The organism is Rhizobium sp. BK399, from assembly GCF_014194695.1.
Classification (GTDB): Bacteria; Pseudomonadota; Alphaproteobacteria; order Rhizobiales; family Rhizobiaceae; genus Rhizobium.
Window position 1 is genome coordinate 356,894 of the sequence record NZ_JACIAH010000001.1, and the last position, 25,772, is coordinate 382,665.

Annotated in this window: 28 protein-coding genes; 20 read left to right on the top strand and 8 right to left on the bottom strand. The window is 59.8% G+C overall.

Features of this window, described 5'->3' with window-relative positions; translation table 11 throughout:
- The first annotated feature begins 95 nt into the window (after nucleotides 1-95).
- The 7 genes from FHT97_RS01850 to FHT97_RS01880 all read left to right on the top strand — a co-directional run bounded on the left by FHT97_RS01850 (nucleotide 96) and on the right by FHT97_RS01880 (nucleotide 7,923).
- Nucleotides 96-971: a MurR/RpiR family transcriptional regulator gene (locus FHT97_RS01850; protein WP_183751671.1), complete on the top strand. Its 876-nt coding sequence runs from the start codon at nucleotides 96-98 to the stop codon at nucleotides 969-971.
- A gap of 92 nt (nucleotides 972-1,063) precedes the next feature.
- Entirely contained in the window at nucleotides 1,064-2,998 is a 1,935-nt protein-coding gene (gene iolC, locus FHT97_RS01855; RefSeq protein WP_183859478.1) for a 5-dehydro-2-deoxygluconokinase, read from the top strand.
- 23 nt (nucleotides 2,999-3,021) lie between these two features.
- A complete protein-coding gene (gene iolD, locus FHT97_RS01860; protein WP_183859480.1) occupies nucleotides 3,022-4,872 on the top strand; it encodes a 3D-(3,5/4)-trihydroxycyclohexane-1,2-dione acylhydrolase (decyclizing) in 1,851 nt (616 codons plus the stop codon).
- A 66-nt stretch (nucleotides 4,873-4,938) separates the two neighbouring features.
- Nucleotides 4,939-5,856 carry a myo-inosose-2 dehydratase gene (iolE, locus tag FHT97_RS01865; RefSeq protein WP_183859482.1) on the top strand — a complete coding sequence of 306 codons (918 nt, stop codon included), beginning with the start codon at nucleotides 4,939-4,941 and terminating at the stop codon, nucleotides 5,854-5,856.
- A gap of 76 nt (nucleotides 5,857-5,932) precedes the next feature.
- Entirely contained in the window at nucleotides 5,933-6,727 is a 795-nt protein-coding gene (iolB, locus tag FHT97_RS01870; RefSeq protein WP_183859484.1) for a 5-deoxy-glucuronate isomerase, read from the top strand.
- A 90-nt stretch (nucleotides 6,728-6,817) separates the two neighbouring features.
- A complete protein-coding gene (locus tag FHT97_RS01875; protein WP_183859486.1) occupies nucleotides 6,818-7,036 on the top strand; it encodes a DUF1127 domain-containing protein in 219 nt (72 codons plus the stop codon).
- Nucleotides 7,037-7,089: 53 nt separating this feature from the next.
- Nucleotides 7,090-7,923: a helix-turn-helix domain-containing protein gene (locus FHT97_RS01880; protein ID WP_183859488.1), complete on the top strand. Its 834-nt coding sequence runs from the start codon at nucleotides 7,090-7,092 to the stop codon at nucleotides 7,921-7,923.
- 294 nt (nucleotides 7,924-8,217) lie between these two features.
- Here FHT97_RS01880 and FHT97_RS01885 read toward each other — a convergent pair whose 3' ends face one another.
- Both FHT97_RS01885 and FHT97_RS01890 read right to left on the bottom strand, forming a co-directional pair.
- A complete protein-coding gene (locus FHT97_RS01885; protein WP_183859490.1) occupies nucleotides 8,218-9,585 on the bottom strand; it encodes an MATE family efflux transporter in 1,368 nt (455 codons plus the stop codon).
- Between the two features lie 63 nt (nucleotides 9,586-9,648).
- The gene (locus FHT97_RS01890) at nucleotides 9,649-10,086 is read right to left on the bottom strand and encodes a glyoxalase superfamily protein (RefSeq protein ID WP_183751689.1); all 438 of its coding nucleotides are present in this window, start codon (nucleotides 10,084-10,086) and stop codon (nucleotides 9,649-9,651) included.
- Between the two features lie 329 nt (nucleotides 10,087-10,415).
- Between FHT97_RS01890 and FHT97_RS01895 the strand changes: the two genes are divergently transcribed.
- Complete coding sequence (locus tag FHT97_RS01895) at nucleotides 10,416-10,748, top strand: hypothetical protein (protein ID WP_183753822.1); 333 nt, start codon at nucleotides 10,416-10,418, stop codon at nucleotides 10,746-10,748.
- Between the two features lie 298 nt (nucleotides 10,749-11,046).
- Nucleotides 11,047-11,913, top strand: coding sequence for a LysR family transcriptional regulator (locus FHT97_RS01900; RefSeq protein ID WP_183859492.1), 867 nt, complete (start codon nucleotides 11,047-11,049; stop codon nucleotides 11,911-11,913).
- Nucleotides 11,914-11,950: 37 nt separating this feature from the next.
- Here the strand turns inward: FHT97_RS01900 and FHT97_RS01905 are convergent, their stop codons facing one another.
- Complete coding sequence (locus FHT97_RS01905; protein WP_183860719.1) at nucleotides 11,951-12,397, bottom strand: host attachment family protein; 447 nt, start codon at nucleotides 12,395-12,397, stop codon at nucleotides 11,951-11,953.
- Nucleotides 12,398-12,686: 289 nt separating this feature from the next.
- Between FHT97_RS01905 and FHT97_RS01910 the strand changes: the two genes are divergently transcribed.
- Nucleotides 12,687-13,082 (top strand): hypothetical protein, encoded by a 396-nt coding sequence (locus tag FHT97_RS01910; RefSeq protein WP_016553354.1) that lies wholly within the window; start codon nucleotides 12,687-12,689, stop codon nucleotides 13,080-13,082.
- A gap of 94 nt (nucleotides 13,083-13,176) precedes the next feature.
- Entirely contained in the window at nucleotides 13,177-14,289 is a 1,113-nt protein-coding gene (locus tag FHT97_RS01915; RefSeq protein WP_183859494.1) for a pyridoxal phosphate-dependent aminotransferase, read from the top strand.
- 141 nt (nucleotides 14,290-14,430) lie between these two features.
- Here the strand turns inward: FHT97_RS01915 and FHT97_RS01920 are convergent, their stop codons facing one another.
- The gene (locus tag FHT97_RS01920) at nucleotides 14,431-14,697 is read right to left on the bottom strand and encodes a sel1 repeat family protein (RefSeq protein ID WP_183859496.1); all 267 of its coding nucleotides are present in this window, start codon (nucleotides 14,695-14,697) and stop codon (nucleotides 14,431-14,433) included.
- 437 nt (nucleotides 14,698-15,134) lie between these two features.
- Between FHT97_RS01920 and FHT97_RS01925 the strand changes: the two genes are divergently transcribed.
- On the top strand, nucleotides 15,135-15,473 hold the full coding sequence (locus FHT97_RS01925) for a DUF2147 domain-containing protein (protein WP_183859498.1): 339 nt from the start codon (nucleotides 15,135-15,137) through the stop codon (nucleotides 15,471-15,473).
- A gap of 52 nt (nucleotides 15,474-15,525) precedes the next feature.
- On the opposite strand, the gene FHT97_RS01930 is transcribed toward FHT97_RS01925, so the two are convergent.
- A complete protein-coding gene (locus FHT97_RS01930) occupies nucleotides 15,526-16,224 on the bottom strand; it encodes a glutathione S-transferase N-terminal domain-containing protein (protein ID WP_183859500.1) in 699 nt (232 codons plus the stop codon).
- A gap of 154 nt (nucleotides 16,225-16,378) precedes the next feature.
- Between FHT97_RS01930 and FHT97_RS01935 the strand changes: the two genes are divergently transcribed.
- Entirely contained in the window at nucleotides 16,379-16,555 is a 177-nt protein-coding gene (locus FHT97_RS01935) for a hypothetical protein (protein WP_016553349.1), read from the top strand.
- A gap of 95 nt (nucleotides 16,556-16,650) precedes the next feature.
- Complete coding sequence (gene amn / locus FHT97_RS01940) at nucleotides 16,651-18,147, top strand: AMP nucleosidase (protein WP_183859501.1); 1,497 nt, start codon at nucleotides 16,651-16,653, stop codon at nucleotides 18,145-18,147.
- Between the two features lie 9 nt (nucleotides 18,148-18,156).
- Here the strand turns inward: amn and FHT97_RS01945 are convergent, their stop codons facing one another.
- Nucleotides 18,157-18,375: a hypothetical protein gene (locus FHT97_RS01945; RefSeq protein ID WP_183859503.1), complete on the bottom strand. Its 219-nt coding sequence runs from the start codon at nucleotides 18,373-18,375 to the stop codon at nucleotides 18,157-18,159.
- 149 nt (nucleotides 18,376-18,524) lie between these two features.
- On the opposite strand from FHT97_RS01945, the gene FHT97_RS01950 reads away from it, so the two are divergent.
- Genes FHT97_RS01950 through FHT97_RS01965 form a run of 4 tightly spaced genes read left to right on the top strand, consistent with a single transcriptional unit; the run spans nucleotide 18,525 to nucleotide 20,863 of the window.
- Nucleotides 18,525-18,884 carry a YciI family protein gene (locus FHT97_RS01950; protein ID WP_183859506.1) on the top strand — a complete coding sequence of 120 codons (360 nt, stop codon included), beginning with the start codon at nucleotides 18,525-18,527 and terminating at the stop codon, nucleotides 18,882-18,884.
- Between the two features lie 10 nt (nucleotides 18,885-18,894).
- On the top strand, nucleotides 18,895-19,254 hold the full coding sequence (locus FHT97_RS01955) for a YciI family protein (protein ID WP_183859507.1): 360 nt from the start codon (nucleotides 18,895-18,897) through the stop codon (nucleotides 19,252-19,254).
- Nucleotides 19,255-19,258: 4 nt separating this feature from the next.
- Nucleotides 19,259-19,618 carry a YciI family protein gene (locus FHT97_RS01960; protein ID WP_183859509.1) on the top strand — a complete coding sequence of 120 codons (360 nt, stop codon included), beginning with the start codon at nucleotides 19,259-19,261 and terminating at the stop codon, nucleotides 19,616-19,618.
- Between the two features lie 3 nt (nucleotides 19,619-19,621).
- Nucleotides 19,622-20,863, top strand: coding sequence for an RNA polymerase sigma factor (locus tag FHT97_RS01965; RefSeq protein ID WP_183859511.1), 1,242 nt, complete (start codon nucleotides 19,622-19,624; stop codon nucleotides 20,861-20,863).
- On the opposite strand, the gene FHT97_RS01970 is transcribed toward FHT97_RS01965, so the two are convergent.
- A complete protein-coding gene (locus FHT97_RS01970; RefSeq protein ID WP_183859513.1) occupies nucleotides 20,834-21,796 on the bottom strand; it encodes a lysylphosphatidylglycerol synthase domain-containing protein in 963 nt (320 codons plus the stop codon). The two genes, FHT97_RS01965 and FHT97_RS01970, sit on opposite strands and share 30 nt — an antisense overlap.
- 69 nt (nucleotides 21,797-21,865) lie before the next feature.
- On the opposite strand from FHT97_RS01970, the gene FHT97_RS01975 reads away from it, so the two are divergent.
- Both FHT97_RS01975 and FHT97_RS01980 read left to right on the top strand, forming a co-directional pair.
- A complete protein-coding gene (locus tag FHT97_RS01975; protein ID WP_183859515.1) occupies nucleotides 21,866-22,882 on the top strand; it encodes a glycosyltransferase family 2 protein in 1,017 nt (338 codons plus the stop codon).
- Nucleotides 22,875-24,371 carry a glycosyltransferase family 39 protein gene (locus FHT97_RS01980; RefSeq protein ID WP_183859516.1) on the top strand — a complete coding sequence of 499 codons (1,497 nt, stop codon included), beginning with the start codon at nucleotides 22,875-22,877 and terminating at the stop codon, nucleotides 24,369-24,371. The genes FHT97_RS01975 and FHT97_RS01980 overlap by 8 nt, the downstream gene beginning before the upstream one ends.
- 9 nt (nucleotides 24,372-24,380) lie before the next feature.
- Here FHT97_RS01980 and FHT97_RS01985 read toward each other — a convergent pair whose 3' ends face one another.
- A complete protein-coding gene (locus FHT97_RS01985; RefSeq protein WP_183859518.1) occupies nucleotides 24,381-25,748 on the bottom strand; it encodes an aspartate aminotransferase family protein in 1,368 nt (455 codons plus the stop codon).
- Nucleotides 25,749-25,772 lie beyond the last annotated feature (24 nt).

Below are 25,772 nucleotides of genomic sequence, written 5' to 3' on the forward strand. Positions count from 1 at the left end.
TAAATTCCAGCGAAATAAAAACAGTTAGGCACGCGGATGGAAATCATTTATGGTCCGAATTATGGAATGTTTATTTCATTCACCGGATCGTGCCTATGGATAGTGACACCAAGACGCCCATACGCGTGCCGCGCGACTTCGAGAGTCTACGCAGCACGATTATCGAGCGCAAAGCAAACATGCCGAAGCGGCTGGCACAGGTCGCCGCTTTCGCCCTCGGCAACCCCGACGAGATCGCGTTCGGCACAACGGCGAGCATCGCTGCGGCCTCTGACGTGCAGCCGTCGACGCTGGTGCGTCTCGCGCATCATTTAGGCTACGAGGGGTTCTCCGATCTGCAGAGCATCTTTCGCGAGCGCCTGCGCGATCGGACGCTGAGCTATGAAGAGCGCCTGGTCACGCTGGAGCAGGCCAGCGGCGATGACGAGGATGCCAACCTGCTTTCCGGCTTCATTTCGGCTGCAAGCCAGTCGGTCAACCGACTGGCTGCCACTGTGCAGACCGATACCTTCACCAAGGCGGTCGATATTCTCGCGGCTGCCGAGACGATCTACCTGATCGCCAAGCGCCGCTCCTATCCGCTGACAGCACACATGACCTATGCCTTCTCGAAGCTGAACATCCGGCACCAGATCGTCGCGTCGCCAAATGGCGTCGATCCGGAAATGGTGCAATTCGCGACTCACAAAGATGCGGCAATCGCGGCGAGCTTCTCGCCTTATGCCGCCGACAGCCTGAGCCAGGCGGAAGCGCTCGCAGATCGAGGGGTGCCCGTTGTTGCTATTACCGATTCGGCCTTCTCGCCGCTCGCCGCCCGCGCCACCTGCTGGTTCGAAGTGGCGGAGGCGGACTTTGCCGGTTTCCGCTCGCTCTCAGCGTCGATGGCCCTGACGATGGCGCTCCCGGTTGCGATCGCCGAGCGGCGGCGGAAGCGAACCCAGGTAAAATCGACAAAATCAAAAATGGAATAAACATTCCGAATTGACAACAATACGGAACCGATGTTTCATTACTCGCAATCAGCAGGCGCCAAGCCGTAGCTAAAATCTAGCGGGAGGACATCATGGCACAACCGAACCCGGGCTCGCAGCCGGAACCGTCGCTTGACGTGATCACGATCGGCCGATCCTCGGTCGATCTCTACGGCCAGCAGATCGGCTCGCGGCTTGAGGACATCGGCTCCTTTGCGAAGTCCGTCGGCGGCTGCCCTGCCAACATCGCAATCGGAACGGCGCGTCTAGGCCTCAAGTCAGGCCTGATCACCCGGGTCGGCGACGAACAGATGGGCCGCTTCATCATCGAGCAGTCGGCGCGTGAAGGCGTCGAGACGAAGGGCATCAAGACCGACAAGGAACGTCTTACGGCACTGGTGCTGCTCGCCGTCGAGGCCGAAGGCGTCTCGCCGATGATCTTCTATCGTTCGGATTGCGCCGACATGGCGCTCGACGAGGGCGACATCGATGAGAGCTTCATAAAATCATCGCGCGCCGTGCTGGTGTCGGGCACGCATTTCTCCCGGCCGAATACGGAAGCCGCACAGCGCAAGGCGATCCGCATCGCCAAGGCCAACGGCCGCAAGGTTATCTTCGACATCGACTATCGGCCGAATCTCTGGGGCCTTGCCGGCCACGCGGAAGGTTTCGAGCGCTATGTGAAGTCCGATCGCGTCTCCTCCAAGATGAAGGAGACGCTTCCCGATTGCGACCTGATCGTCGGAACCGAAGAAGAAATCCTCATTGCCTCAGGTGCCGATGACGTGCTCGGTGCTCTCAAGGAAATCCGTCGCCTGTCGCCGGCGACCATCGTTCTCAAGCGTGGTGCCATGGGCTGCATCGTCTACGATGGTCCGATCAGCGACAATCTGGAAGACGGCATTGTCGGCGAAGGCTTCCCCATCGAGGTGTTCAACGTGCTCGGCGCCGGCGATGCCTTCATGTCGGGCCTGCTGCGCGGCTGGCTGAAGGACGAGCCGTTGAAGACCTGTGCCACCTGGGCGAATGCCTGCGGCGCCTTCGCCGTCTCCCGCCTCCTCTGCTCGCCTGAGTATCCGACCTGGGCCGAGCTCGATTTCTTCCTGAAGCACGGAAGCCAGCATCGTGCGCTGCGAAAGGACGAGGCGATCAATCACATCCACTGGGCTTCGACGCGCAAGGGCGATATTCCGCTTCTCATGGCGCTTGCGATCGACCACCGTTCGCAGCTCACCAGTGTCTGCGATGAGCTTGGCGTCGACTACAAGAAGATTGTGGCCTTCAAGCGCCTTGCTGTGGAAGCTGCTGCCCGCGTTGCCGATGGCCGCAGCGGCTACGGCATGCTGATCGACGAGCGCTTCGGACGCGACGCCTTCTTCGATGCGGCAAGCAAGAATTTTGCTTGGATCGGCCGCCCGGTGGAACTGCCAGGGTCCAAGCCGCTGCGCTTCGAGTTCAGCCAGGACATCGGTTCGCAGCTCGTCGAGTGGCCGCTCGATCATTGCATCAAGTGCCTGTGCTTCTATCACCCGGACGACCCGGCAGCGCTGAAGAGCGAACAGCAGGAGAAGTTGCGTACGCTCTTCGAAGCCGCACGCAAGGTTGGCCGCGAACTGCTGATCGAAATCATCGCCAGCAAAAACGGGCCGCTGACCGACGGCACCATTTCGACGGCAATGGAAGAACTCTATGCGCTCGGCATCAAGCCCGACTGGTGGAAGCTCGAACCTCAGGCTTCGACGGCCGCCTGGAAAAAGATCGAGGCCGTGATTGCCAAGAACGATCCATGGTGCCGCGGTATCGTGCTCCTCGGTCTCGAGGCTCCGGCGGACGAACTGGTGAAGGGCTTCGAGGCGACGCTCGCTGCTCCGTCCGTCAAGGGCTTTGCGGTCGGTCGCACGATCTTTACCGAAGCGGCCCGCGGCTGGCTTTCCGGCAAGCTGAACGATGAGGAAGCGATATCAGACATGGCCGGACGCTTCCGCCAATTGACCGACGCCTGGTTGAAAACCCGCGGCCTGAATTAGTTAAAGCATTTGGGAGGTGCCCCATGGGCAAGACTGTACGATTGACGATGGCTCAGGCCGTCACGCATTTCCTCAAGAAGCAGATGACCGTGGTCGACGGCAAGAAGGTGCCGATCTTCGGCGGCGTCTGGGCAATCTTCGGGCACGGCAATGTCGCCGGCATCGGCGAGGCGCTCTATCAGGTGCGTGGCGAACTGCCGACTTATCGCGCCCATAACGAGCAAGGCATGGCGCATGCAGCAATTGCCTATGCCAAGGCGAATTTTCGCCAGCGTTTCATGGCGTGCACGACGTCGATCGGTCCAGGCGCACTCAACATGGTGACGGCAGCCGGTGTTGCCCACGTCAACCGCATCCCGGTTCTCTACCTGCCCGGCGACGTCTTCGCCAATCGCGCGCCCGATCCGGTGTTGCAGCAGATCGAGGATTTCGGCGACGGCACGGTTTCGGCGAACGATGCTTTCCGTTCTGTTTCCCGGTATTTCGACCGCATCACACGGCCGGAGCAAATCATCTCGGCGCTGAAGCGCGCCATGCAGGTGCTGACCGATCCCTATGATTGCGGCCCGGTGACGCTGTCATTGTGCCAGGACGTGCAGGCCGAAGCCTTCGATTATCCCGAGAGCTTCTTCGAGGAGCGTGTCTGGACCACGCGCCGCCCTCGCCCGGATGCCGATGAGTTGGCAAGCGCCATCGCGCTCATCAAGAAATCAGAAAAGCCGGTCATCATTGCCGGCGGCGGCGTGCTCTATTCGCAGGCCACCAAGGAGCTCACGGCGTTTGCCGAGGAACACCGGATCCCCGTCGTCGTCACGCAGGCCGGTAAGTCGGCGATCGACGAGCGGCATCCGCTGGCGCTTGGCTCCGTCGGTGTGACCGGGACATCGGCCGCCAATGCCATTGCAACGGAAACGGACCTTATCATCGCGGTCGGCACACGTTGCCAGGACTTCACGACGGGCTCTTGGGCGCTTTTCCAGAACGACAAGCTCAAGATCCTCGGCCTCAACATTGCCGCCTACGACGCAGCCAAGCATGACGGCCAGACGCTGGTGGCCGATGCCCGCGAAGGATTGAAGGCCGTTTCGAGCGGGCTTGCCGGCTGGAAGGCACCCGCTGGGCTCACCGAGAAGGCCGAACGGGAAAAGAAGGTCTGGATGGACGCCGCCGCCAAGGCGATGGCGAGCACCAATGCCGCCCTACCCTCCGACGCCCAGGTGATCGGCGCTGTTACCCGTTCGATCGATCTCGAAAAGGCCATCGGCCTATGTGCTGCCGGCGGTCTGCCGGGCGAGATGCACAAGCTCTGGCCGGCGACCGCGCCCGGCAGCTACCACATGGAATATGGCTTCTCCTGCATGGGCTACGAGATTGCCGGCGGCCTTGGCGCCAAGATGGCGCATCCTGAGAAGGAAGTCTTCGTCCTTGTCGGCGACGGGTCCTACATGATGCTGAATTCCGAGCTCGCGACGTCGGTCATGCTCGGGCTGAAGCTCAACATCGTCCTGCTCGACAACCGTGGTTATGGCTGCATCAACCGGCTGCAGATGGCGACCGGTGGTGCGAACTTCAACAATCTGCTGAAGGACGCGCACTACGAAGTCATGCCCGAGATCGACTTCCGCGCACATGCCGAGAGCATGGGCGCCATCGCGGTCAAGGTTGCGTCGATCGCCGAGCTGGAGAAGGCAATTGCCGACTCGAAGAAGAACGATCGCACCTCGGTCTTCGTGATCGACACCGATCCGCTGATCACCACGGATGCAGGTGGCTACTGGTGGGACGTTGCCGTTCCCGAAGTCAGCCCGCGCGAGCAGGTCAACAAGGCGCACGCGGCTTACGTCAAGGCGCGCGCCGCCCAGCGCATCGGCTGATCGACTGATTTCATCTTCTGGAAGAGCGGCGACGCTCTTCCGACAATGCTTTTGAGGAGACTATTGATGAAGGCCAAACTTGGCATGTCGCCGATCGCCTGGTGGAACGACGATCTTCCCGAGCTCAGCGACGACGTATCCCTGGAAGAATGCCTGCGCCAGTCGCGCGGCGCCGGCTTTACCGGCATGGAACAGGGCCGCCGCTTTCCGAACAATCCGGCCGAGATGTTGCCGATCCTGCGCGCCGCCGACGTGACGCTTTGCGGCGGCTGGTTCTCTGGCACGCTCGTCGACGAGGAGCTCGCGGCCAACAAGGATCGCATCGCGCCGATGATCGAGCTGTTCAAGGCTGTCAACGCGCCCTGCATCGTCTATGGCGAAGTTGGCCGCTCCATCCAGGGCGACCGCTCCATGCCACTCGCCACCAAGCCGCGCCTCTCGGATGACGAGATGAAGGCCTATGCGCGCAAGGTCACGCAGTTCGGCGAATGGTGCGCCGAGCAGGGCATGCCGCTTTCCTATCACCACCATATGGCCGCCGTCGTCGAGACCGAGCCGGAACTCGACGCCTTCATGCGCAATTCGGGCGAAGGCATTCCGCTCCTGCTCGACGCTGGGCACCTGGCTTTTGCCGGCGGCGACGTTTTGCGCGCCGTCGACAATCACCACGCCCGTATCAACCACGTTCACGTCAAGGACATCCGCAAGTCGGTCGTCGATGGATTGGACCGTAGCAAGCAATCCTTCCTCGACGCGGTGGCGCTCGGCGCGTTTACCGTACCGGGCGACGGTTCGCTCGATTTCGGCGCCATCGTCAAGCGGTTTGCCGGTTACGGATACGAAGGCTGGTTTGTCGTCGAGGCCGAACAGGATCCGCGCAAGGCGCCGCCGCAGAAGATGGCTGAGATCGGTCATGCCGAGCTGATGCGGGTGATGACGGCGGCTGGCTATACGGTCGAGACAGAAGGTTTCCCGAAGGGGTGACGAGAGGTGCTCCGTCTGAGGACGGGGCACCAACTTCTCCCCCTATGGGGAAATTTGCAGGCAATGGAGAGTACCGATGCCAAACCTGAAAGTGAAACCATCCAGCACGCATGGCCGCGTCACTCATGTGACGCCTGAAAGCGCGGGCTGGACTTACGTTGGCTTCGATATGCATCGGCTCAAGCCTGATGAAACCGTCTCAGGCGAGGCAAGCGACCGCGAAGTCTGCCTTGTCTGGGTGTCAGGCAAGGGCAAGGCAAATGCCGCAGGCGAGGATTTCGGCTCCGTCGGCGGGCGTATGAGCCCGTTCGAGGGTGCGCCACACTCGCTCTATGTACCGGCCGGCTCCAGCTGGTCGGTAACGGCCGAAACGGACCTCGAGCTCGCCGTCTGCTCTGCGCCTGGCGGTGGTGACTATAAAGCAAAGCTGATTTCGCCCGGCGTGCACCCGCAGTTCCAGCGCGGCAAGGGCTCGAATGTGCGTCTCGTGACCAACATCATGCCCGAAGACGACAATTCCGCCCATTCGCTGCTGGTTGTCGAGGTCATCACGCCGAGCGGAAACACCTCGTCCTATCCGTCGCACAAGCACGATCAGGACAATCTTCCGAATGAGAGCCTGCTGGAAGAAACCTATTATCACCGCATGAACCCGCCGCAGGGCTTTGCGTTCCAGCGTATCTACACCGACGATCGCTCGCTCGATGAGGCGATGGCGGTGGAAAATGGCGATGTGACGCTGGTGCCGAAGGGCTATCACCCCTGCGCCACCATTCACGGCTACGACCTCTACTATCTCAACGTCATGGCCGGGCCGAAGCGTGTGTGGAAGTTCCACAATGCGCCGGAGCACGAGTGGCTGCTGAAATAAGACGACGTAGAATCGCTAAATAATCTGACAGCGGGCGAGCCGTGCGGATGGTTCACTGCCTCCATCGAAATCAACCGATGGAGGACTACCATGCACGGCTCAACCACCATTCTTGCGGCCGGCAGCCGTTCGGCCAAGCCATCGCGGCTCCCAACCGCGCTTCTCTCCTTTTATCACTGGACGGCTCACAAATTGAGACAGCGGCGCGACCTGAACGCTGTCATGGAGCTTTCCGACGAGCAGCTGAAAGATATCGGCCTGTCGCGCTATCAGACCGAAAGCGATGTGCACGTCTATTGCCGGGACTGAACTGTGCTAGGATGCCGATAGCAGGCTTCATGCATGCAACTTCCGGAACCGTCATGACGCAATTCTCGACCGAGCTGCTGCTGAAGACGAAGACGGTCACGATCCGTGACGTCATCTGTAATGGCGCGTGCCGGCATAAAAGCGACGAGGAATGCGCCCACAGGACGAGCCTGGTCTATCCTTACCGCGGTGTTTTCATGCGTCACGTCGGGCGCAACGACACCGTGGCGGAGGCGAACCAGATGCTGTTCTTCAATACCGCGCAAGGCTATCGGATCAGCCACCCAGTCGAAGGCGGCGATGCCTGTATCGACCTATCCATCGACGAAGCATTGCTTGCCGAGCTGGCGCCGAAAGATCAGATGCAGCCGGGAGAGCTTTTCGGCTTCCGCCGGCAGCGGCGGCGGATCGACCCACGGGCGCAGGCGCTCGTGGCGCTGTTGCGTCACGGCCTGCATCGCAAGGCTGCCGAGACATTGGAAGCCGAAACGCTGGCATTGACGCTCGTCCGCCGGTCGCTCGGAGAACGAACATCACATGCAGCAGGTGCCAGCGTCGGGCGGCAGAAGCTTGTCGACCGGGCAAAGCTCGCTCTCTCCTCGGATCTCGCGCGGCGGTGGACGCTTGCCGAAATTGCCAGCGAAGTCGGCGTTTCGCCGGTTTATCTCACGCAGGTCTTCCAGCAGGTCGAGGCCACCCCGCTTTACCGCTACCAACTGCGGCTCCGCCTTGCCAGAGCGCTCGACCTGCTCGGACAATACGACGACCTGACGGCGCTCGGCCTGGAACTGGGCTTTTCCAGCCACAGCCACTTCACCTCCTCGTTCCGCCAGAACTATGGTCAGACGCCCGCGGAATTCCAGCGCGCGGCGCGGCTTCGGCGCTGACAAGTTGCTAAAGAATTCGACAGCGGCGGCCGCGGCGAAAGTGCTCTGATGGTCCGGTCCCAAATGGGACATGAAACCGGAGGATCATTGCCGTGAAGAAAACCACCTGTGCCGCCTGCGACTGCGAACTCGGGCCGGATGTCATCAGTGTCAAGCTCGGCGGAAAGACCGTCGAGGTGTGCTGCCAGGAATGCGCCGAGGCGCTCAAGGAAGCCGATGCTGCAGCGACCACGGCCAGGCGAGCAACAATGAGTGAACAGGAGAGCCGCGCCCATGAGGCGCGGCTCTCGTCTTTCAGGCGGGAAGCAGGCCGTAGCGCCAGCCCCTGCTTTTCGCCAAGCGAACAAGCACCCAGGCAGCGAGCAGCAGCATGCACAATTCCGCATAGACCGGCACCATCCAGATGCCCATCTCGCCGAAGAGATGCGGCAGCAGGAAAGTCAGGGGCAGCGTGAAGAGATAGGGCCTTGAGAGGCCGAAGATCGCCGCGCGCTTTGCATCCCCGATCGACTGGAAATAGCCCGAGAGCACGATCATCTGGCCGAAGAGGAAATAGCAGCCGACCGTCCAGGGCAGGATGCGCGCCACCTCGCTCATCACAGCAGGATCGCTAACGAAGATCGCCCCGAACCGTCCGGCCAGCAATTCGACGACCAGCTCGATGGATGCGCAATAGACGAGCGCCGAGACCATCGCGATCCGCAGGCTGCGGCCAACTCGATCGGAGAGCCCTGCCCCGAAATTGTTGCCTGAGATGGTCTGGAAGGCGACGTTGAGGCCGAGCAGCGGCAGATAGGCGAAGGTCATGATCCGCGTGATGATGCCGTAGGCGCCGATCGTCGCCACGTAGTCGGACCTGCCCCAGAGCGAAAGATTGAAGATCACCGCGGCCGAGCTCAACGAAATCCCGATGAAACCGAGACTCATGGGCATGCCCAATGCGAGGATGGTTTTCCATTCGCCAGCCGCGCCGCGACCTGCCGGTCGCAAGGCGTCTGCCTTGAGCCAGCGATAGGCGAGGATTGCGGCAAGGCAGATCGCTTGCGCCGAGACGGTGCCGATCGCGGAACCGGCAACGCCCCACTGCATCACCGCCATGAAAAACCAGTTGGCTGCGATGTTGAGGAGCGATGCGGCGAGCGTCACGGCGGTCATGAAGGCGATCCGACCTTCGCAGCGCAGGGCATCGATGTTCAGCGACAGGAAGAAGGCGATGACCGCCGAGCCGATCATGATCGCCATGAAGAGCGTGGCGTTCGCGGCCACCGTCGCGTTGCCTTCGGCGGCCGCCTCGACGATCCGCCAGCCGATACTCCAATAGACGAGATTGAGTGCGGCCACGACTGCGATCGCCAGGAGATGCGCAGTGGCAAACGTCCGGCGCGCGGTCGGCCTGTCTCCTGCACCGAGCTGGCGCGCAAGGATGCTTGCCATGCCGTTCGATACGAGGGATTGCAGGGCGATGACCATCATCAGCCCGGGAAAGATGAGCGTGACTGCCGAGAGCGCTGCCGGCCCGACATAGGCACCGAGAAAGTAGGCGTCGACCACGGCGAAGAGCCCATTGATCGTGGTGATCATGATGATCGGCGCTGCCGTCCGCGCGAAGACGACGGCAAGCGGGGCGGTCAGAAACGTGTTCTTTTCAGCATTGTTTTTCATAGGGATACCGAAGAGCTACGGCACGCGGCTGCGGGCCGTGTGGGACGGAAAACCGGGAACGGCTCAGATGTCGAGAACGAGGTGGGGAACGCCGTTCGACGTCTTGCGCGGCGACACGCCGTTGCCGTCGACCTGTGCATTGATGCGCTGCCGGAACGCCGAGAAACTCTCGAAGGTCACGACATCGACAGGCTCGTCGAAGTGGATGGTGATCTTGTGGAGCCCTCCACCGTGCGCCGAAAGCGCCAGGATCTTGCCGCTGAACGCCTGGTTCAGATACCGGCCGCGGACTTGGGCGCCGACGGAAAGCGCGGCGATCGGCTCTTCGTTTGGCCGCGTCGCAAGCGCGGAAAGCGTGTTCCAGTCACGCAGGCCGTGCTGTTGCGCGACAAGCTCAAGGGCGGCGCTGTGGGAGATCGCGGTGCCGCGTGTTTCCATCGCCTGACGAAGACGCTTCGCCTGCGATTTCAGTTCTTCGATCGTTGGATATGCAGTGGTCACGGATTCAGCCTTTCGGAAGGCATGCCATTTCGACCGTTACAAGGGAGCTCGCATTGCCTGCAGTCAGCATGCACCAAATGGCTGTGACTGAATCTTGCCGAGGACTTCACCATGGACTTTTCGTCCGCGAGCGGCCGGCGCCTCGAGCCATGTCCGATATGCTTGAAGGGCGACGGACTGTCAAGCAGGCCCGTCTTGCCCAAGAATGAGCCATTTTGCTCTCCAGACAGGCATAAGCTTCAGATTGTAGGGAGATTGTTCAGAAGTTGTCAGCAATCTTGCGCTAATCTCGAAGCGTACAACAAGCGGAGGCTACCGTGGCCTTTCAGATGCACCTCGACACAGAACACCCGCAGCCCGAACAGGCCTACCGGGAATTTTCGCTCGATCGCCCCGGCAAGATCATCTTTGTCGGACACCACCTCAGCACGGGAACGCAGGTCCGCTGCTTGATCCGCACCATTACGCTTGCGGGCGCGGTCATCGAGGTCAACCCTAACCTCGAGGTGCCGAATCATTTCTTCCTCGAGATCCTCGGCATTCACGACGAGATCGGCTCGACGGTCGTCAAGCGCGAGGGCGACCTCGTGACAATTAGCTTCAACATGCTGATCAACCCGGAATTCCTGCATCACGTCTTGCGACTGAATTTCGAAGCGTAGCCGGCGTGCGACCGCTCTCGCATTCCGCTCGCGACAACGCCGCTGTCCTGGTGGCACTGCGTCTCGCGGCCCGCCAAACGAAGAGCCGCACGATCAGCTGAAGGCTCTGCCATTCCGGGCCTTCGAGCGGATCGCTAAACCGATCCCGGTGAACTTTTCGATTGCGATCCTGAAAGACACTCCAGAGAACCACCCAGTTGAGATCCATTGCTCGGGCCTCCATCTATTGCTGATGTGACTGAGCTAAGTCTCCCCGCACTCTCGATGTAGATGCATGGGAGAAAGAGGGTTTTCATCCATGAAAGATGCGAACTGGGACGACCTGCAGTTGTTCTTCCATGTGGCGACTGGCGGTGGGCTTTCGGCTGCAGCAACGCAAACCGGCCTCAGCGCACCGACGATAGGCCGTCGCATGCTGGCACTGGAGCGTGCGACGGGACGCGCGCTCTTCAACCGCGGACCGACGGGATACCTGCTGGCAAAGGACGGAGTTGCACTTCTCGAGCGGGTTCGCTTGATGCAGGACGCAGCCCAATCCATTGCGGATTGGCGAGGCGAAGTGTTGACGCTTCCCATCGTCTCGATGGCCGCCGACAGTTGGACGTCACGCTTTGTCGCCTCCCACCTTGCAGCCATCTGGACGCCGAAGGACGCCTTTCGGATGTGCTACAAGACCTGCGACGGCGGCGTCGACTTCACCTACCGCGAGGCCCACATCGCTATTCGCCATGACCGCCCCGACACCGGCAACGTTGCAATTCGGCGATCCGTCGGCGTTGCACATGCCGTTTACCAGGCGCGCAGCTTCGACGATCGCAACCGCAACTGGATCTCACTCGGCACAGACATCGCCATCACGCCGGCCGACAAGTGGACCTTCGAGCATCCGGACTACTGGATCACCGGCTGGACGAATACGCCGCATATGCTCTTCTATCTCATCCGCGGCGGTGCCGGACGCGGCGTCCTACCGTGCTTCATCGGGGATTCTGACCAGAGCCTCGTTCGCGCTGGGCCGCTTATCGAAGAGTTGACTTACGAGATGTGGGTCACGGCTCACGACGACGAGCGTCAACGCCCGGAAGTGCGCACCGTCATTGATCGACTGGTCGGGCTTTTTTCCGAGAACGAAACGCTCTTTGCCGGTGGGGCGCCGGGACCATAGAAGCCGCCGGCGCAGATCCGGGTTTGGCGATAGTGTCTCAAGCAGCTAGGTGTCGCTCTATCTGGTCGACAGGCAGATTGATGTAGTCCTTCGGCACTTCAGCCGAAATCGCAGCCTGAACTTGAGGTGTCAGGTTGCTCCGCAGGGTGCCGAGTGCCTTTGGCGGCGCGACCAAAATGATGTTGCGAGCATTCTTTTCGCGCACCAACAGGTCCATTTTCACGGCAACCTGTTTCAGAAACTGTGCCTCGGCCTGCTCATGCCAATCTGTTTGCTCGACGGCACTAGCGCTCTGCCCATCGGCCGCGTGCGTTCGACCCGGTTTGTCGGCTCCTATTTCGCGATCCGGCTCATTGGGCTGGCTCAAGGTTTCCTCAACCTTGAGGTTCATCAATTCTATGTCGCCTGCGTTCTGCAGGATCAATGCCTTGGCACCATCGCAAACGACCACCCACGATTTCGACGGAACTCTGACATCAGCCATTGTGATTTCCTCGCTTTGTAATTTTGAAGCGCCATCGGCGCCCCCGACAATCAGAAAAACGTGCAGAGCCGAAAAGAGTTCGATGACTTTTTTACGACAATTGCGGCGCATCGCGGTGCTCGCAGCCCTGGCCGCTCGATCTGAATTCCCGTCTTCCAAGGTGGGACGCCCGGAAAACGACTGCGTCGTTAAAATTGTATTTGGTTCCTTGACAATTGCGCAAAGCATTCGTGTGAAGCTCCAGTCGAAGAGGACCGGGACGACCTTGGTTCCAGGGAGACACGCGGAAATGTCGATGCTTCGCGCCACGCACCTTGCGACCGTAAAATCTGCGGTTTACGAGACGCGCTGGGAACAGTTCAGTGTTAGACGCCCTGCGCGTATCATCGCGGTGCGGCCCTGCCTTACCGGTATCTCCATCCGCAGCGCAGAGATCATCGACATCTCGCGCGGGGGTGCCACGTTTGTCGTTTCATCCACAGCGGGCCTGCCAAAGCACTACTACCTTAGTATTCTTGGCCTTGCCTATCGGATTGGTTGCGCCGAGGTCTATCGCAATAACGAGCGCATTGGCGTGCGGTTCATCAATACAATCGAGCCGGAGGTTCTACGTCGCGTCGTGCGTGCGGATTTCATGGCCGGCAACGTGGAAGCACTCGAAGCCCGCGGAGCCGTACGCATGTAAATCGCGCTCACCGCGGAATAATGTTTCTTGCCTTGGCGGCAGCAGAGCCTATTCTCGGTCCGATTTTCCACAGCATCCAGGAAACTGCTCCAGCATGTCCGCCTTTTCGCGCTTCACGCCGCTTGCTAGCGCCCTTCCCTCCACCGTTCCCTTCGTCGGTCCAGAAGCGATCGAGCGCCAGCGCGGCCTTTTGGTCAAGGCGCGGATCGGCGCCAATGAGAATGGTTTCGGCCCTGCCCCGTCGGTGCTTGCCGCCATGCGCGAGCAGGCTGGTGATATCTGGAAATACAACGACCCCGAAAACTATGCACTCAGGGAGGCGCTCGCCAGGCATCTGGGCGTCGGAATCGACTCCATCGCGATCGGTGGCGGCATCGATGAATTGCTCGGTCAGATCGTGCGGCTCGTGATCGAGCCTGGGGCGCCTGTCGTGACCTCGCTCGGTGGCTATCCGACCTTCAACTTCCACGTAGCCGGCTTCGGCGGCCGGCTCGTCACCGTGCCCTATGTCAACGATCGCGAAGACCTCGACGGCCTTCTGGAGGCCGCTAAGCGCGAGAACGCGCCTCTGGTCTATTTCGCCAACCCGGACAATCCGATGGGAAGCTGGTGGGATGCCGATAGCATCGTCGCCTTTGCCCGCGCGCTCCCGGAAACCACGATGCTGGTCCTCGACGAGGCCTACAGCGAAACCGGGCCGGCCGGATCTCTGCCAGCGATCGAGGCGCTCATCGACCTTCCCAATATCGTGCGCACGCGGACATTCTCGAAGGCCTACGGCCTAGCTGGCGCCAGGGTCGGCTATGTCATCTCGACACCAGGCACCGCACGCGCGTTCGACAAGATCCGCAATCATTTCGGGATGAACCGGCTGGCGACGGTGGCGGCTCTGGCGGCACTCAAGGATCAGGCCTATCTCGCCGAAGTCGTGAGCAACATCCGCATGGCACGCGACCGAATCACCGCAATTGCCAAGGCGAACAACCTGGTTCCACTTGCGTCCGCGACCAACTTCGTTGCCATCGACGCCGGACGCGACGGCACTTATGCCCGCGCCATCGTCGACGGGCTGATGCAGCATGGTGTCTTCATCCGGATGCCGGGTGTTGTTCCACTCAATCGTTGCATCCGCGTCAGTGTCGGACCGGAAGACGAGATGGCGCTTTTCGAAGAAGCACTACCGGAAGTGCTCAAGGCGCTGGGCTAGCGCAAAGCAAAGAACCGCGCCGGCCTTGTTCCTGCCGGTCGCGGTTCATGTTCGTGGCATCGGCTTCTTCAAAAAGCTCCCGCCGCCCCTCTTTTGAGGTTGTTATTGATTCTCGCTCGCGTGTTGGCGGCCAGCCGGCTTTTAGTGGATCGTCATCCACTCGCGAGCGGCCCGGAGCGCCTCGACGATCTGCATCTTGTCCATGTTTGCGGCGACATCGGCGCGAAGCTCGGCGGCGCGGTCGTTGCCCTTGATCGCCGCAATGTTCAGCCACTTGTGCGCGGCGACCAGATCGACGGCGCAACCGCGACCGGTCGCATACATCAGACCCATCTCGCAGAAGATATCGGCGTTGTTTTCGCCACCCATGGTGGCCATTTCAGCATTGTGCATTTCAAAGCGTGCCATCGGTTTATCCCTGTTTAGCCTGTTGTCGACTTACCCTGTTTTACCTTCCGGGCCTTGCCGTCTATCGCGGCTTTAAGTGCCCTTCGGTTCGGCGGGTTTGCCCCGCTCGTTTGATGGCTCCACTATGCCAATACCCTTTCAAAAAACGCCTAAAATGCATGATTAATTTGAAACAAACAAAGTGCAAACACTTGGTAAAATTGGATTTTTGTTAAACATCGCGATGCCTGCCGATTAAGGATTTTCGACACAATTTTACGGAATATTTAGATCTCGAAATCAACCTTCCGTTCACCACGAAATCAGCATCGCATGTCTGAAACGGAAGATTTTGTCGCCTCTGGCTCATCAAACGCGGTTGTCGCGAACCACAAGAAACAGATTTACGTTTACGTTCGCGTCATATATTTTCCCGCCGGGGCATAAGGGAGGAATGAATGATCCGCACGCTTATTTTCGCTGGAGCGTTGGCGCTTGCCGCCGGGCCGGCCTTTGCAGACGAACCGATCGTCGGCAATTGGAAAACGGCTTCCGGTGACACGGCGCATATTGCATCCTGCGGCGGCAGCTACTGCATCGTGCTGAAAACGGGCAAGTATGCCGGCAAGAAGATCGGAACGCTTGCAGGCAGCGGCGTGAGCTACAGCGGCCAGATCACCGATCCCGCCAACGACAAGACCTACAGCGGATCGGGCAACGTTCTCGGAAACTCACTGAAAATGAAGGGCTGCGTCCTCAACGTGCTCTGCAAATCCCAGACCTGGACGCGCCTGTAGCAAGATGAATCGCGAAAAGAAGCGCCCGGACGATGGCCGGGCGCTTCTTATTTCATTGGGCGCGCTGATTGAAGAGGATCTTCTGTGCTTCCTTGTCTTCGGCAAGGTTGCTGCGTTCGCGCTCTTCCTTGCCGACCGCCGTCCCGCGGATCACCGCCGGACGCGCCATCATCGTATCGAACCAGCGCTTGAGGTGAGGAAACTCATTGAGGTCCTGCCCCTGCTTCTCGTAGGGAATGACCCAGCCGATACTGGCCATATCAGCAATCGAATAGTCGCCGGCGAGATATTCACGATCCGCCAACCGCTTGTTCATCACGCCATACAGGCGGTTTACTTCGTTGGTGTAGCGGTTGATGCCGTATTCGATCTTCTCCGGCGCATAACCGCGGAAGTGGTGCGCCTGTCCGGCCATTGGGCCTAAGCCGCCCACCTGCCAGAAAAGCCATTCCTCGATCTGCACGCGTATGCGCTCGTCCGTCGAATAGAACTTCCCGAACTTGCGGCCGAGGTACTGGAGAATAGCGCCGGATTCGAACACAGAGATCGGATCACCCCCAGGACCATCCGGATCGATGATCGCCGGCATACGGTTGTTTGGCGCGATCTTCAGAAACTCCGGCGCGAATTGCTCGCCGCGTCCGATGTTGATGTATTTGACCTCGTAGGGAACGCCGAGTTCCTCGAGCATGATGCTGATCTTCCAGCCATTCGGGGTGGGCCAGTAATAAAGCTCAATCGGTGCCGTCATGAAAATCTCCTTTGCGGACTCAAGAGATAAGCAGTGGTAGCCACGCTTCAAGCTCGCCGACTTCCTGAACGGCGGATGAACCGGGATCTCAGCACCGGTTCAGCCATAGCGTGGCAAAACTGTCTCAACGCTAAGGCGATACCGGGGCAAAGTCATGGATATGCTCATTTTGGCAAGACGTTTCACCATCATTACACTGTTTGCTGCGGTCTTCGCCGTCAGCTTCTCAGCGGCCGTCAGCCGCAACGCAGGCGGCGGTGCGCAGTCTCACTTCGGAGCCAACTATACCTGCTTCGACACCAGCACCCCGTTCTGCAGGACAATCCGCTAATCCATCGGCGCGGGTGACATCGGCCGCGCCTCAAACCTGTGCAGCCCCCTCCGATGCGTCGTTTGCTTGTTAAAAACAACACCCTATAATGGCGCATGAGCAAACGAATCTCTTCACCCCTCGACATTCTGTCCCCGTCCCCCTTCGTTCCGCAAACCTTTGACGACCCGGTCAAGGCTGTCGATGTGCTGACCGAACTCTATGAGCGCAATACCAACTTCCTGATCGAGAGCTTTGCCAGCCTTGCCAAGGGAGCGCCGATCACGTCGCGGTATCGTGCCTTCTATCCGCAGGTGAGCATCGAGACGACCAGCTACGGCCACGTCGATACGCGGCTCTCCTACGGCCATGTCACCGCTCCCGGGATCTACACGACGACCATCACGCGGCCGCAGCTCTTCCGTCACTATCTGAAGCAGCAGCTGGGCTTGCTGATGAAGAACCATGACGTACCGGTCGTCGTCTCGGAATCGGCGACGCCTATTCCCCTGCATTTCGCTTTCGGCGAGGGCGCGCATGTCGAGGCATCGGCTGCAGCGTTCCTGGACATTCCGATGCGCGATCTGTTCGACACGCCGGATCTGAATACGACGGACGATGAAATCGCCAACGGCGAATACATTCCGCCGCCCGGCGAACCTTCGCCGCTTGCTGCCTTTACGGCTCAGCGCATCGACTACTCCCTCGCCCGGCTTTCGCACTACACCGCGACCAGCGCCCAGCACTTCCAGAATTTCGTGCTGTTCACGAACTATCAGTTCTACATGGACGAATTCTGCCTCTGGGCACGCAAGCTGATGGCCGAAGGTGGCGATGGATACACGGCCTTCGTCGAGCCCAGCAACATTATTACGCATGCCGGATCCAGTCGGCCGGAGACGGACGTTGCGCTTTCACGCCTGCCGCAGATGCCCGCCTACCATCTGAAGAAAAAGGGGCATGCCGGCATCACGATGATCAACATCGGCGTCGGCCCGTCCAATGCCAAGACGATTACCGACCACGTGGCCGTGCTTCGTCCGCATGCCTGGCTGATGCTCGGCCATTGCGCTGGTCTGCGCAACAGCCAGCGTCTCGGCGATTATGTCCTGGCGCATGCCTATATGCGCGAGGACCACGTTCTGGACGACGACCTGCCGGTCTGGGTGCCGATCCCGGCGCTCGCAGAAGTACAGGTCGCGCTTGAGGGTGCCGTCGCAGAGATTACCGGCTACGAGGGCTTCGAGCTGAAGCGGATCATGCGCACCGGTACGGTTGGTACGATCGACAACCGGAACTGGGAGCTGCGTGACCAGCGTGGCCCGGTGAAGCGTTTGTCCCAGGCACGTGCCATCGCGCTCGATATGGAATCGGCCACGATTGCTGCAAACGGCTTCCGCTTCCGCGTGCCCTACGGCACTTTGCTTTGCGTATCGGACAAGCCGCTGCACGGCGAATTGAAGCTGCCGGGCATGGCCACTGCCTTCTACCGGACGCAGGTCAACCAGCATCTGCAGATCGGCATTCGGGCGATCCAGAAGCTCGCAGCAATGCCGCCGGAAGCGCTGCATTCACGCAAACTCAGAAGCTTCTTCGAAACGGCCTTCCAATAGGCCGTTTCCTTACTGGCGCGTGGCGGCAACCGCGATGGCGAGTTGCTGCTCGTAACGTTCGCCGGCGGTATCCAGCGCCAGGATAGCGACTGAAAGAACGACAGCAATCGCGGTGAGCCGGGTGATTATGCTCCGCTTCGTTGACGTCGTCGCACCGAGGCGTTGACGCTTGTCCTGTAGGCGAGTCGCCGTGATGCAGTTCGCCAGTGCAATCTCGAAAAGATTCATCGTCGTCACTCCTTGTTGTTGACGACACTTTGTCGAAGCTGGCCGGTTCGTTTCGACGCGACCTCCCCCAAAAAGATTTTTTTCGCTTGCTGTCGAAATCGCCCTAGGCTGGCCGTCTAGTGATTGACGCAGCCAACGGAGAGCCAACGATGAAATATCTCTGCCAGGTCTGGTTCGAGCCTGTGACGCTTGAGACCATGACCGACGACGAGAAAAGGAACCTCGACAAGGCGTCCCTTGCCTACGACGATGATCTGATCGCGAGCGGGCACATGCTTGCCGGCCACGCTCTGCAATCGCCAAGGAGCGCCATGACTGTCCGCGTTCGCAACGGTGAGATGTCTGTGACGGACGGTCCCTTTGCGGAAACAAAAGAACAACTCGGCGGCTTCATTCTCATCGAAGCAAAAGATCTGAATGATGCCATTCGCGTCGCCGCCGGCATTCCACTTGCGAAACTCGGATCGATCGAAGTCAGGCCGATCTACGACATTCCAGTTCACAAATGAGGGAGACGTCATGAAATATCTCTGCCAGATCTGGTTCGACACGGAAAAGAGCAAACTCGTCCTGCAGGAAGAGTGGGATGCGCTCACGCAGGAGTGCATCGCAAGCGACAATCATTGGGAGGAGCGAGGGGTCTTCCAGGCCGCATTGGCGTTGCGCGCGCCCGAAACGGCCGTCACTGTCCGTAGCAAGCAAGGCGTCACCACCGCAACCGACGGCCCCTTCGCCGAAATCAAGGAACACCTCGGTGGCTTCGTACTGATCGAAGCTGCGGATATGGAAGAAGCCAAGACGATCGTCTCCACGCTTCCGATACTGAGGTATGCCTCGATCGAGATCCGTCCCGGCTATTCCATCAAGGACGGGAGATGATGCTATGCGCTTTGTTTGCCTGATCTACAATTCAGCTGATGTAGATGGTCGCCAGACGGTGGCTGAAACGGAGGCAGTCGTTCGTGCTCACTTCGGCTTCGACGAAGATTTGCGCGATCGTGGGACGCTGATCCACGCCGATGCCCTCGAAACGCCCGACAAGGCCGTTGTCCTTCGGGTGCGCAACAATGAGATCAGCATGACGGACGGCCCGTATGTCGAGACCAAGGAGCATCTGGCCGGTCTCTACGTCATCGATGCCTCTGATATGAGTGAGGCAATAGCCATTGCCGCTGGAATTCCCTGCGCCCGAATTGGAACTGTGGAAGTCCGCCCCGTGAGGATTTTGACACTGCGGGAGTGAAGGTTGGAACATCTGATCGAGGATATCTACCGGACGCAGTCTCGCCGGGTGCTTGCGACCCTCATCCGTCTCCTCGGCGACTTCGACAGGGCCGAGGAAGCCTTGCACGACGCGTTTGCAGCCGCCGCGCGGACGTGGCCACGCGATGGCGTACCGGCGAACCCCTTCGGCTGGCTGGTTTCGGCGGGGCGGTTTCGCGCGATCGATCATATCAGGCGCCGGTCACGATTTGATATGTCGGTGAAGGACATCGAGGACAGCCTCTATGGGTCTTTCGACGAAACGGAGATCGGCGACGTGGAACTGATCGAAGACGACATGCTCCGCTTGATCTTCACGTGCTGCCATCCAGCCATACCAGCTGACGCGCAGATGGCGATGGCTCTTAGAGAAATATGCGGGCTTACGACCGAGGAGATCGCCCACGCGTTTCTCGTCCCCGCCCCGACTGTGGCGCAGCGCATCGTTCGTGCGAAGAACAAGATCCGGTCGGCGAAAATTCCCTACGAGGTCCCCGAACGGGACGAATTGCCGGAACGGTTGGACCGGGTGTTGCATGTCATCTACCTCGTCTTCAACGAGGGCTATTCCGCGTCCTCGGGCGATGAGATCGTCCGGGCAGATCTCACCTCGGAAGCCATCCGCCTTGCGCGGTTGCTCGCGGGGCTCCTGCCACATCCTGACGTCTCGGGGCTGCTTGCCCTGCTCCTCCTGCAGGATTCGCGTCGTGCCGCCAGGCGAAGCCCAGGGGGAAGTCTCATTCTGCTTGCCAATCAGGATCGCAGCCTTTGGGATCATGAAAAGGTTCGTGAAGGTCTTGGACGTCTCGACGGTGCCATGCGGAATGGAGAGGTCGGTATCTATACGCTGCAGGCAGCCATTGCCGCGGAGCACGCCCGGGCCGAGGCGCCGGAGAAGACAGATTGGCGACGCATCGTCGGCTACTACGATCTGTTGCTCTCTGCCCATTCGTCGCCGATTGCTGAGCTTAATAGAGCCGTTGCGGTGGCGATGGTCGAAGGACCAGAAAAGGGACTGCAGTTGGTCGATGCGATTCTGCAGGCTGGAGAACTGGAGAACTATCACCTCGCGCACTCTGCCCGCGCCGACTTGCTGCGGCGGCTCGGCCGGAAGGAGGCCGCAATTGCGGCCTATGAGGCGGCGTTGCGCCTGTGCCAGCAGGCGCCGGAGCAGGCCTTCCTGAGAAACCGCATCTCAGAGCTTTCGGGTGCGGCCCAGAGGTAGCGAGATCGCCGTGCCGGTCAGGGCCGAAACGATGATCAGCAGATGTGCGTTGATGCTTGCTTGTGCCAAGGCAGCGAGGGCTGTCTTCTCGCCGGATGCGCCAAGGGCGACAGCCCCGGCTGTGATCCCAGCGGGATACGTCCCAACGCCGCCTGGAGCATGCACTGGGAGCACCGAGGAAAGCTCGCCGCCAAGCGCCCCTCCGAAGCTCGCGGCCATCGGCAAGACGCCCATCAAGCTGAGCGCCCAGGCGAGCACCAGAACCTTCACGAGCCAGTTGATGACGGTCATCGCCCAAGCACGCCCAAAAGCAGCCGCGTCGATGGGAAGGCCCCTCTCGATTTCTATGACGAGTTTCTGAGCCTTGACTGGCAGGAGCCTGCCGGCAAGCCGAAGCAGCGGCCGCCTCAGAGTAAAAGCAACGACTGGAATCGCCAGAAACGCTGTCCATATCATCCACGCAATCACCTTGTGGGGTGATGCGATTGCGAAGCCTATGCCGGCTGCCGCCAGCAAGGCGTGCAAGTCAAGCAGACGCATGACGAGGAGCGCCGAGGTGCCACGCGCCAGAGGGATGCCGAACTCGGTGCGCATCAACACCGGAAAACTCGTCTCGCCAGTTCGAAACGGCAGCATGATGTTCAGGAGATTGTGGATCTGCGTAATGCGGAAAAGCACCTTGAAACGACCCGCCGTCTCGCGCGGGAAATAATCGTAAATGCGCCAGGTCCGGAGGAAGTAGGTGCTGGTAAGCATGACCAGAGCGCCGACAACCGGGATTACCCCCACCTCGGCCCATTGTCCGAGAATGACCGGCCAGCCCCAGAACCACTGGATGAAAAGAGCATAAGCCACGACGATTGCGATCGTCAGCAACGTCATTCGATTGCGGATAAACCAGGATTGTCGGCTGGCAACAACCGGAAACTTCATATAGTAGGCTTTCCTGACTATCGCGGCGAAAGCCGCCTGCGGCCGTGCGCCTTGTAGGAGAAATCAAACGTGCAGACAACGGTAGACTCGCGTCAAGGCCTCGCGGAAGCGATACGGCCGGTCGAATTGTCGCTGGTGGTGCCCGTCTTCAACGAGGAGGAGAGCGTCGGCCCACTGATCGATCGCATTTGCCTGGCAATGGCAAATTACGCTGATGGCTGGGAGCTCATCCTGATCGACGATGGCAGCACGGACGCAACGCTCGCCAATGCACGCAAGCATATCGGCCGCGAGGGGCTTACCCTGAGGATTGTCGAGCTGCAGCGCAATTTTGGCCAGACCGCCGCAATGCAGGCCGGCATCGACGCCGCGACCGGGCGACTTATCGCCACGATGGACGGCGACCTGCAGAATGATCCGAAAGACATTCCGTCGATGGTCGCCGAACTCGAACGCCGCCAGCTTGATCTTCTCGTCGGCTGGCGCAAGAACCGGCAAGATGGTCTTCTGCTGCGCAAGATCCCATCATGGTGCGCCAACTATCTCATCGGCCGGATTACCGGCGTGAAGCTTCACGACTACGGCTGCAGCCTGAAGATCTATCGTGCCTCGGTCATCAAACAGGTGAAGCTGATGGGCGAAATGCACCGCTTCATCCCGGCCTGGGTTGCCGGCGTCGTACCGAGCTCGCGTATCGGCGAGATGGTCGTAACGCACCATGCACGTCAGCACGGCCAGTCCAAGTACGGCATCTCACGCACATTCCGCGTGATCCTCGATCTGCTCTCGGTCATGTTCTTCATGCGGTACAAGGCACGGCCGGGTCACTTCTTCGGCTCGCTAGGTCTTGGCCTCGGTGCAATCTCAGTCCTTGTCATGCTTTACCTGCTCTTCGACAAGTTCGTCATGGGTGACGATATTGGTACACGTCCGCTGCTGATGGTTGGCATCGTCTTCATGCTTTCCTCGGTCCAGCTGATTACGACCGGCATCCTCGCCGAAATGATCGCCCGTACCTACTACCGCGACGACACGTCACCGAACTACATCGTCCGCCAGATCTTCGATGGAAGTGAGAATGCGTAGTCTGCTGGCTCGCAAGCCGGACACTGTTGTCCTACTGCTGGCGGCATATTTTGTTATCAGTTTTGTCGTTCGCCTGCTCGTGCCAAACGGGCTGCGAGTGGATGAATCCCAACAAGCGTTCTTCTCTCAATGGCTCGTGGCTGGATACGACACTCAGCCGCCGCTCTACAACTGGTTTCAGGCCATCGTCGTGTCGGCGTTTGGGCTGTCTGTCGTAACGATTGCCGCAGCCAAGAACCTGATCCTGTTTTTTCTTTTCCTGAGCTACTACAAGCTCGCAAAACTCGTACTCGACGATCGGTTGTTTGCCGCCATCGCGACGCTCTCGCTGTTCGCGATTCCGCAGGTTTTCTGGCAAGCTCAAAGGGACCTGACCCATACGGTCGCCCAGATGCTGATGATCAACCTGCTGCTCTACAGCATCATCAAGACGCTGAAGGCACCGTCGCTGCTTTCCTACGCGATGATCGGCGTCACGCTTGGCCTCGGCATGCTGACGAAGTACAACTTCACTCTCGTCGTGCTCGCAGCACTGGTTGCGGTATTCCTGCATCCGGTCGGACTGAGGCGACTACTCGACTGGCGCTTCCTGTTGTCGGTGGCGATTGCGGGCCTCATCTTCCTGCCACATGGCCTTTGGCTGATCGACAATCTCGGCCTGGCCGCAACCCGCACGCTCCATACCATGGCACAAGAAGCGCCGACCAGTGCGCTCGCGAAGCTGATCAAGGGGCCGACCGAGTTCTTTGGTCAGGTCCTGGTGATCTTGGCGCCGCTCGTCGCGGTTTATGCAATCATCTTCGGCAAAAAGTTTCTCCGCAGCCTGCGACCGACCACCGTTTGGGCTCACTTTTTCGACACCATATTCCTGGTGATTGGCTTGCAGGTTCTACTGCTGGTCTTCGCCATCGGCATAACATCCATGCGCGACAGGTGGGTGCTGCCCCTTCTCTTCCTGATGCCGATCGCCTTTTGCCTCAAGATGCAGGCACGGGATATTCGGCCGGAAGACTTCGCAAAACGCTTCTTTATCGTCCCGCTCGCGGTGATGATCGTCGTCCCGTCGCTTATTTTAGTCCGAGCGCACGCACCGACGCTGTTCGGTCGACCTGAGGCCTACAACGCGCCTTACGAAGAGTTTGTCGGCAAGATCGTCGCGGAGGAAGGCAAGCGCCCGGGGCTGGTGTTGACCGATGGGTGGCTCGCTTCAGGAAACCTGCGCCTGCAACTGCCCGATGTTCCGACACTATGCACGTTCTTTGGCAATCTGCTTGTTGACTACGAGTGGACAGCTGACAAGCCGATCCTCGCTGTTTGGCTCCCATCCCGGGAGACCACCACGCCGCCGCCGGAACTGGTTGAGTGGATCCAACAAAACCTTGGTCCGCAATACGGTACAGTCACCGTGAAGAACACGAGCATCGGATACATCGGCGGGCGACCACAGGACCAACGCCTCTTTGGTTACGCCTGGATTTATCCTCGCTGACGTCTGCGCTTAGCTGCGCAGTTCCCGCCATGCTGCATCAAGCGCGATCTTCGCGATGCGCACCATTTCGTCCACCTCCTCGTGGGTGATGACAAGCGGCGGCGAAGCAAGCATCCTGTCTCCCGTGGCGCGCAGGACAAGTCCACTTGCGAGAGCATGATTGCGGACCAGCGCGCCAATCGCATCCGGCTTTTCGAAGCGGGTGCGGCTTGCCTTGTCGGCTGTCAACTGAAGCGCTCCCATGAGGCCGACATTGACGGCCTCTCCGACGAGATGGTGCTCGCCAAGCGCTCCCCAGACCTTGCCAAAATAGGGGCCAATGTCGCTTCGAACGCGTTCGACGAGCTTTTCATCCTCGATGATACGGAGATTTTCGAGGGCTGCGGCGGCACAGACAGGGTGGCCGGAATAGGTAAAGCCGTGGTTGAAGTCTCCGACCTCGTTGATCAGCACCTTAGCGATGCGGTCACCGACGAGGACGCCACCAATCGGAAGATAGCCCGACGAAAGCCCCTTGGCGATCGGCGCCAAATCAGGCTCGACGCCGAAATACTGGTGGCCGAACCACTCCCCGAGACGGCCGAAGCCACAGATCACTTCATCGCAAACAAGCAGGATGTTGCGTGACTTGCAGATGCGGGCGATCTCCGGCCAATAGGTCGCCGGCGGGATGATGACACCTGCAGCCCCTTGGATCGGCTCTGCCACGAAGGCCGCGACATTCTCCTCGCCGAGTTCGTCGATCTTCACTTCCAGCTCGCGGGCCACCTTGAGGCCGAACTCAGCCGGTGAGAGGTCACCGCCCTCGCCGTACCAATAAGGCTGTCCGATATGGACGATGCCCGGTATCGGCAGGTCGCCCTGTTCGTGCATGTATTTCATGCCACCGAGGCTAGCGCCCGCGACGGTCGAACCGTGATAGCCGTTCTTACGAGCAATGACGGCCTTCTTCGAGGGTTTGCCGACCGCGCTCCAATAGACGCGCGCCATCCGGAACCATGTGTCGTTTGCCTCGGAACCCGAACCGGTGAAAAACACGTGATTGAAATGCGGCCCGGCATGGGATGTGACTTTTTCGGCAAGCAGCGTCGTTGGTGTCGTCGTCGTGCCGAAGAACGTGTTGTAGTAGGGCAGCTCGTTCATCTGCCGTGCGACGGCGTCGGCGATTTCCTTGCGGCCATAGCCGACGTTGACGCACCACAATCCGGCAAATCCGTCCAGATACCGTTTGCCCTGATTATCCCAGATGTAGACACCCTCGCCGCGTTGGATGATGCGCGTGCCGTCAGTATTCAGCTTCCGCATGTCCGAGAAAGGATGGAGGTGATGCGCCGCGTCGATGGCAGCGAGGTTTGAGCGTGCGTAAGTATCGGACATGATTTGCAAAACACCTTCGGAATT

What these genes read in the sequence shown, in the direction of transcription:
- FHT97_RS01850 (WP_183751671.1), top strand. Translation starts at nt 96, where the DNA reads ATGGATAGTGACACCAAGACGCCCATACGCGTGCCGCGCGACTTCGAG.
- iolC (WP_183859478.1), top strand. Translation starts at nt 1,064, where the DNA reads ATGGCACAACCGAACCCGGGCTCGCAGCCGGAACCGTCGCTTGACGTG.
- iolD (WP_183859480.1), top strand. Translation starts at nt 3,022, where the DNA reads ATGGGCAAGACTGTACGATTGACGATGGCTCAGGCCGTCACGCATTTC.
- iolE (WP_183859482.1), top strand. Translation starts at nt 4,939, where the DNA reads ATGAAGGCCAAACTTGGCATGTCGCCGATCGCCTGGTGGAACGACGAT.
- iolB (WP_183859484.1), top strand. Translation starts at nt 5,933, where the DNA reads ATGCCAAACCTGAAAGTGAAACCATCCAGCACGCATGGCCGCGTCACT.
- FHT97_RS01875 (WP_183859486.1), top strand. Translation starts at nt 6,818, where the DNA reads ATGCACGGCTCAACCACCATTCTTGCGGCCGGCAGCCGTTCGGCCAAG.
- FHT97_RS01880 (WP_183859488.1), top strand. Translation starts at nt 7,090, where the DNA reads ATGACGCAATTCTCGACCGAGCTGCTGCTGAAGACGAAGACGGTCACG.
- FHT97_RS01885 (WP_183859490.1), bottom strand. Translation starts at nt 9,585, where the DNA reads ATGAAAAACAATGCTGAAAAGAACACGTTTCTGACCGCCCCGCTTGCC.
- FHT97_RS01895 (WP_183753822.1), top strand. Translation starts at nt 10,416, where the DNA reads ATGCACCTCGACACAGAACACCCGCAGCCCGAACAGGCCTACCGGGAA.
- FHT97_RS01900 (WP_183859492.1), top strand. Translation starts at nt 11,047, where the DNA reads ATGAAAGATGCGAACTGGGACGACCTGCAGTTGTTCTTCCATGTGGCG.
- FHT97_RS01905 (WP_183860719.1), bottom strand. Translation starts at nt 12,397, where the DNA reads ATGGCTGATGTCAGAGTTCCGTCGAAATCGTGGGTGGTCGTTTGCGAT.
- FHT97_RS01910 (WP_016553354.1), top strand. Translation starts at nt 12,687, where the DNA reads ATGTCGATGCTTCGCGCCACGCACCTTGCGACCGTAAAATCTGCGGTT.
- FHT97_RS01915 (WP_183859494.1), top strand. Translation starts at nt 13,177, where the DNA reads ATGTCCGCCTTTTCGCGCTTCACGCCGCTTGCTAGCGCCCTTCCCTCC.
- FHT97_RS01920 (WP_183859496.1), bottom strand. Translation starts at nt 14,697, where the DNA reads ATGGCACGCTTTGAAATGCACAATGCTGAAATGGCCACCATGGGTGGC.
- FHT97_RS01925 (WP_183859498.1), top strand. Translation starts at nt 15,135, where the DNA reads ATGATCCGCACGCTTATTTTCGCTGGAGCGTTGGCGCTTGCCGCCGGG.
- FHT97_RS01930 (WP_183859500.1), bottom strand. Translation starts at nt 16,224, where the DNA reads ATGACGGCACCGATTGAGCTTTATTACTGGCCCACCCCGAATGGCTGG.
- FHT97_RS01935 (WP_016553349.1), top strand. Translation starts at nt 16,379, where the DNA reads ATGGATATGCTCATTTTGGCAAGACGTTTCACCATCATTACACTGTTT.
- amn (WP_183859501.1), top strand. Translation starts at nt 16,651, where the DNA reads ATGAGCAAACGAATCTCTTCACCCCTCGACATTCTGTCCCCGTCCCCC.
- FHT97_RS01945 (WP_183859503.1), bottom strand. Translation starts at nt 18,375, where the DNA reads ATGAATCTTTTCGAGATTGCACTGGCGAACTGCATCACGGCGACTCGC.
- FHT97_RS01950 (WP_183859506.1), top strand. Translation starts at nt 18,525, where the DNA reads ATGAAATATCTCTGCCAGGTCTGGTTCGAGCCTGTGACGCTTGAGACC.
- FHT97_RS01955 (WP_183859507.1), top strand. Translation starts at nt 18,895, where the DNA reads ATGAAATATCTCTGCCAGATCTGGTTCGACACGGAAAAGAGCAAACTC.
- FHT97_RS01960 (WP_183859509.1), top strand. Translation starts at nt 19,259, where the DNA reads ATGCGCTTTGTTTGCCTGATCTACAATTCAGCTGATGTAGATGGTCGC.
- FHT97_RS01970 (WP_183859513.1), bottom strand. Translation starts at nt 21,796, where the DNA reads ATGAAGTTTCCGGTTGTTGCCAGCCGACAATCCTGGTTTATCCGCAAT.
- FHT97_RS01980 (WP_183859516.1), top strand. Translation starts at nt 22,875, where the DNA reads ATGCGTAGTCTGCTGGCTCGCAAGCCGGACACTGTTGTCCTACTGCTG.
- FHT97_RS01985 (WP_183859518.1), bottom strand. Translation starts at nt 25,748, where the DNA reads ATGTCCGATACTTACGCACGCTCAAACCTCGCTGCCATCGACGCGGCG.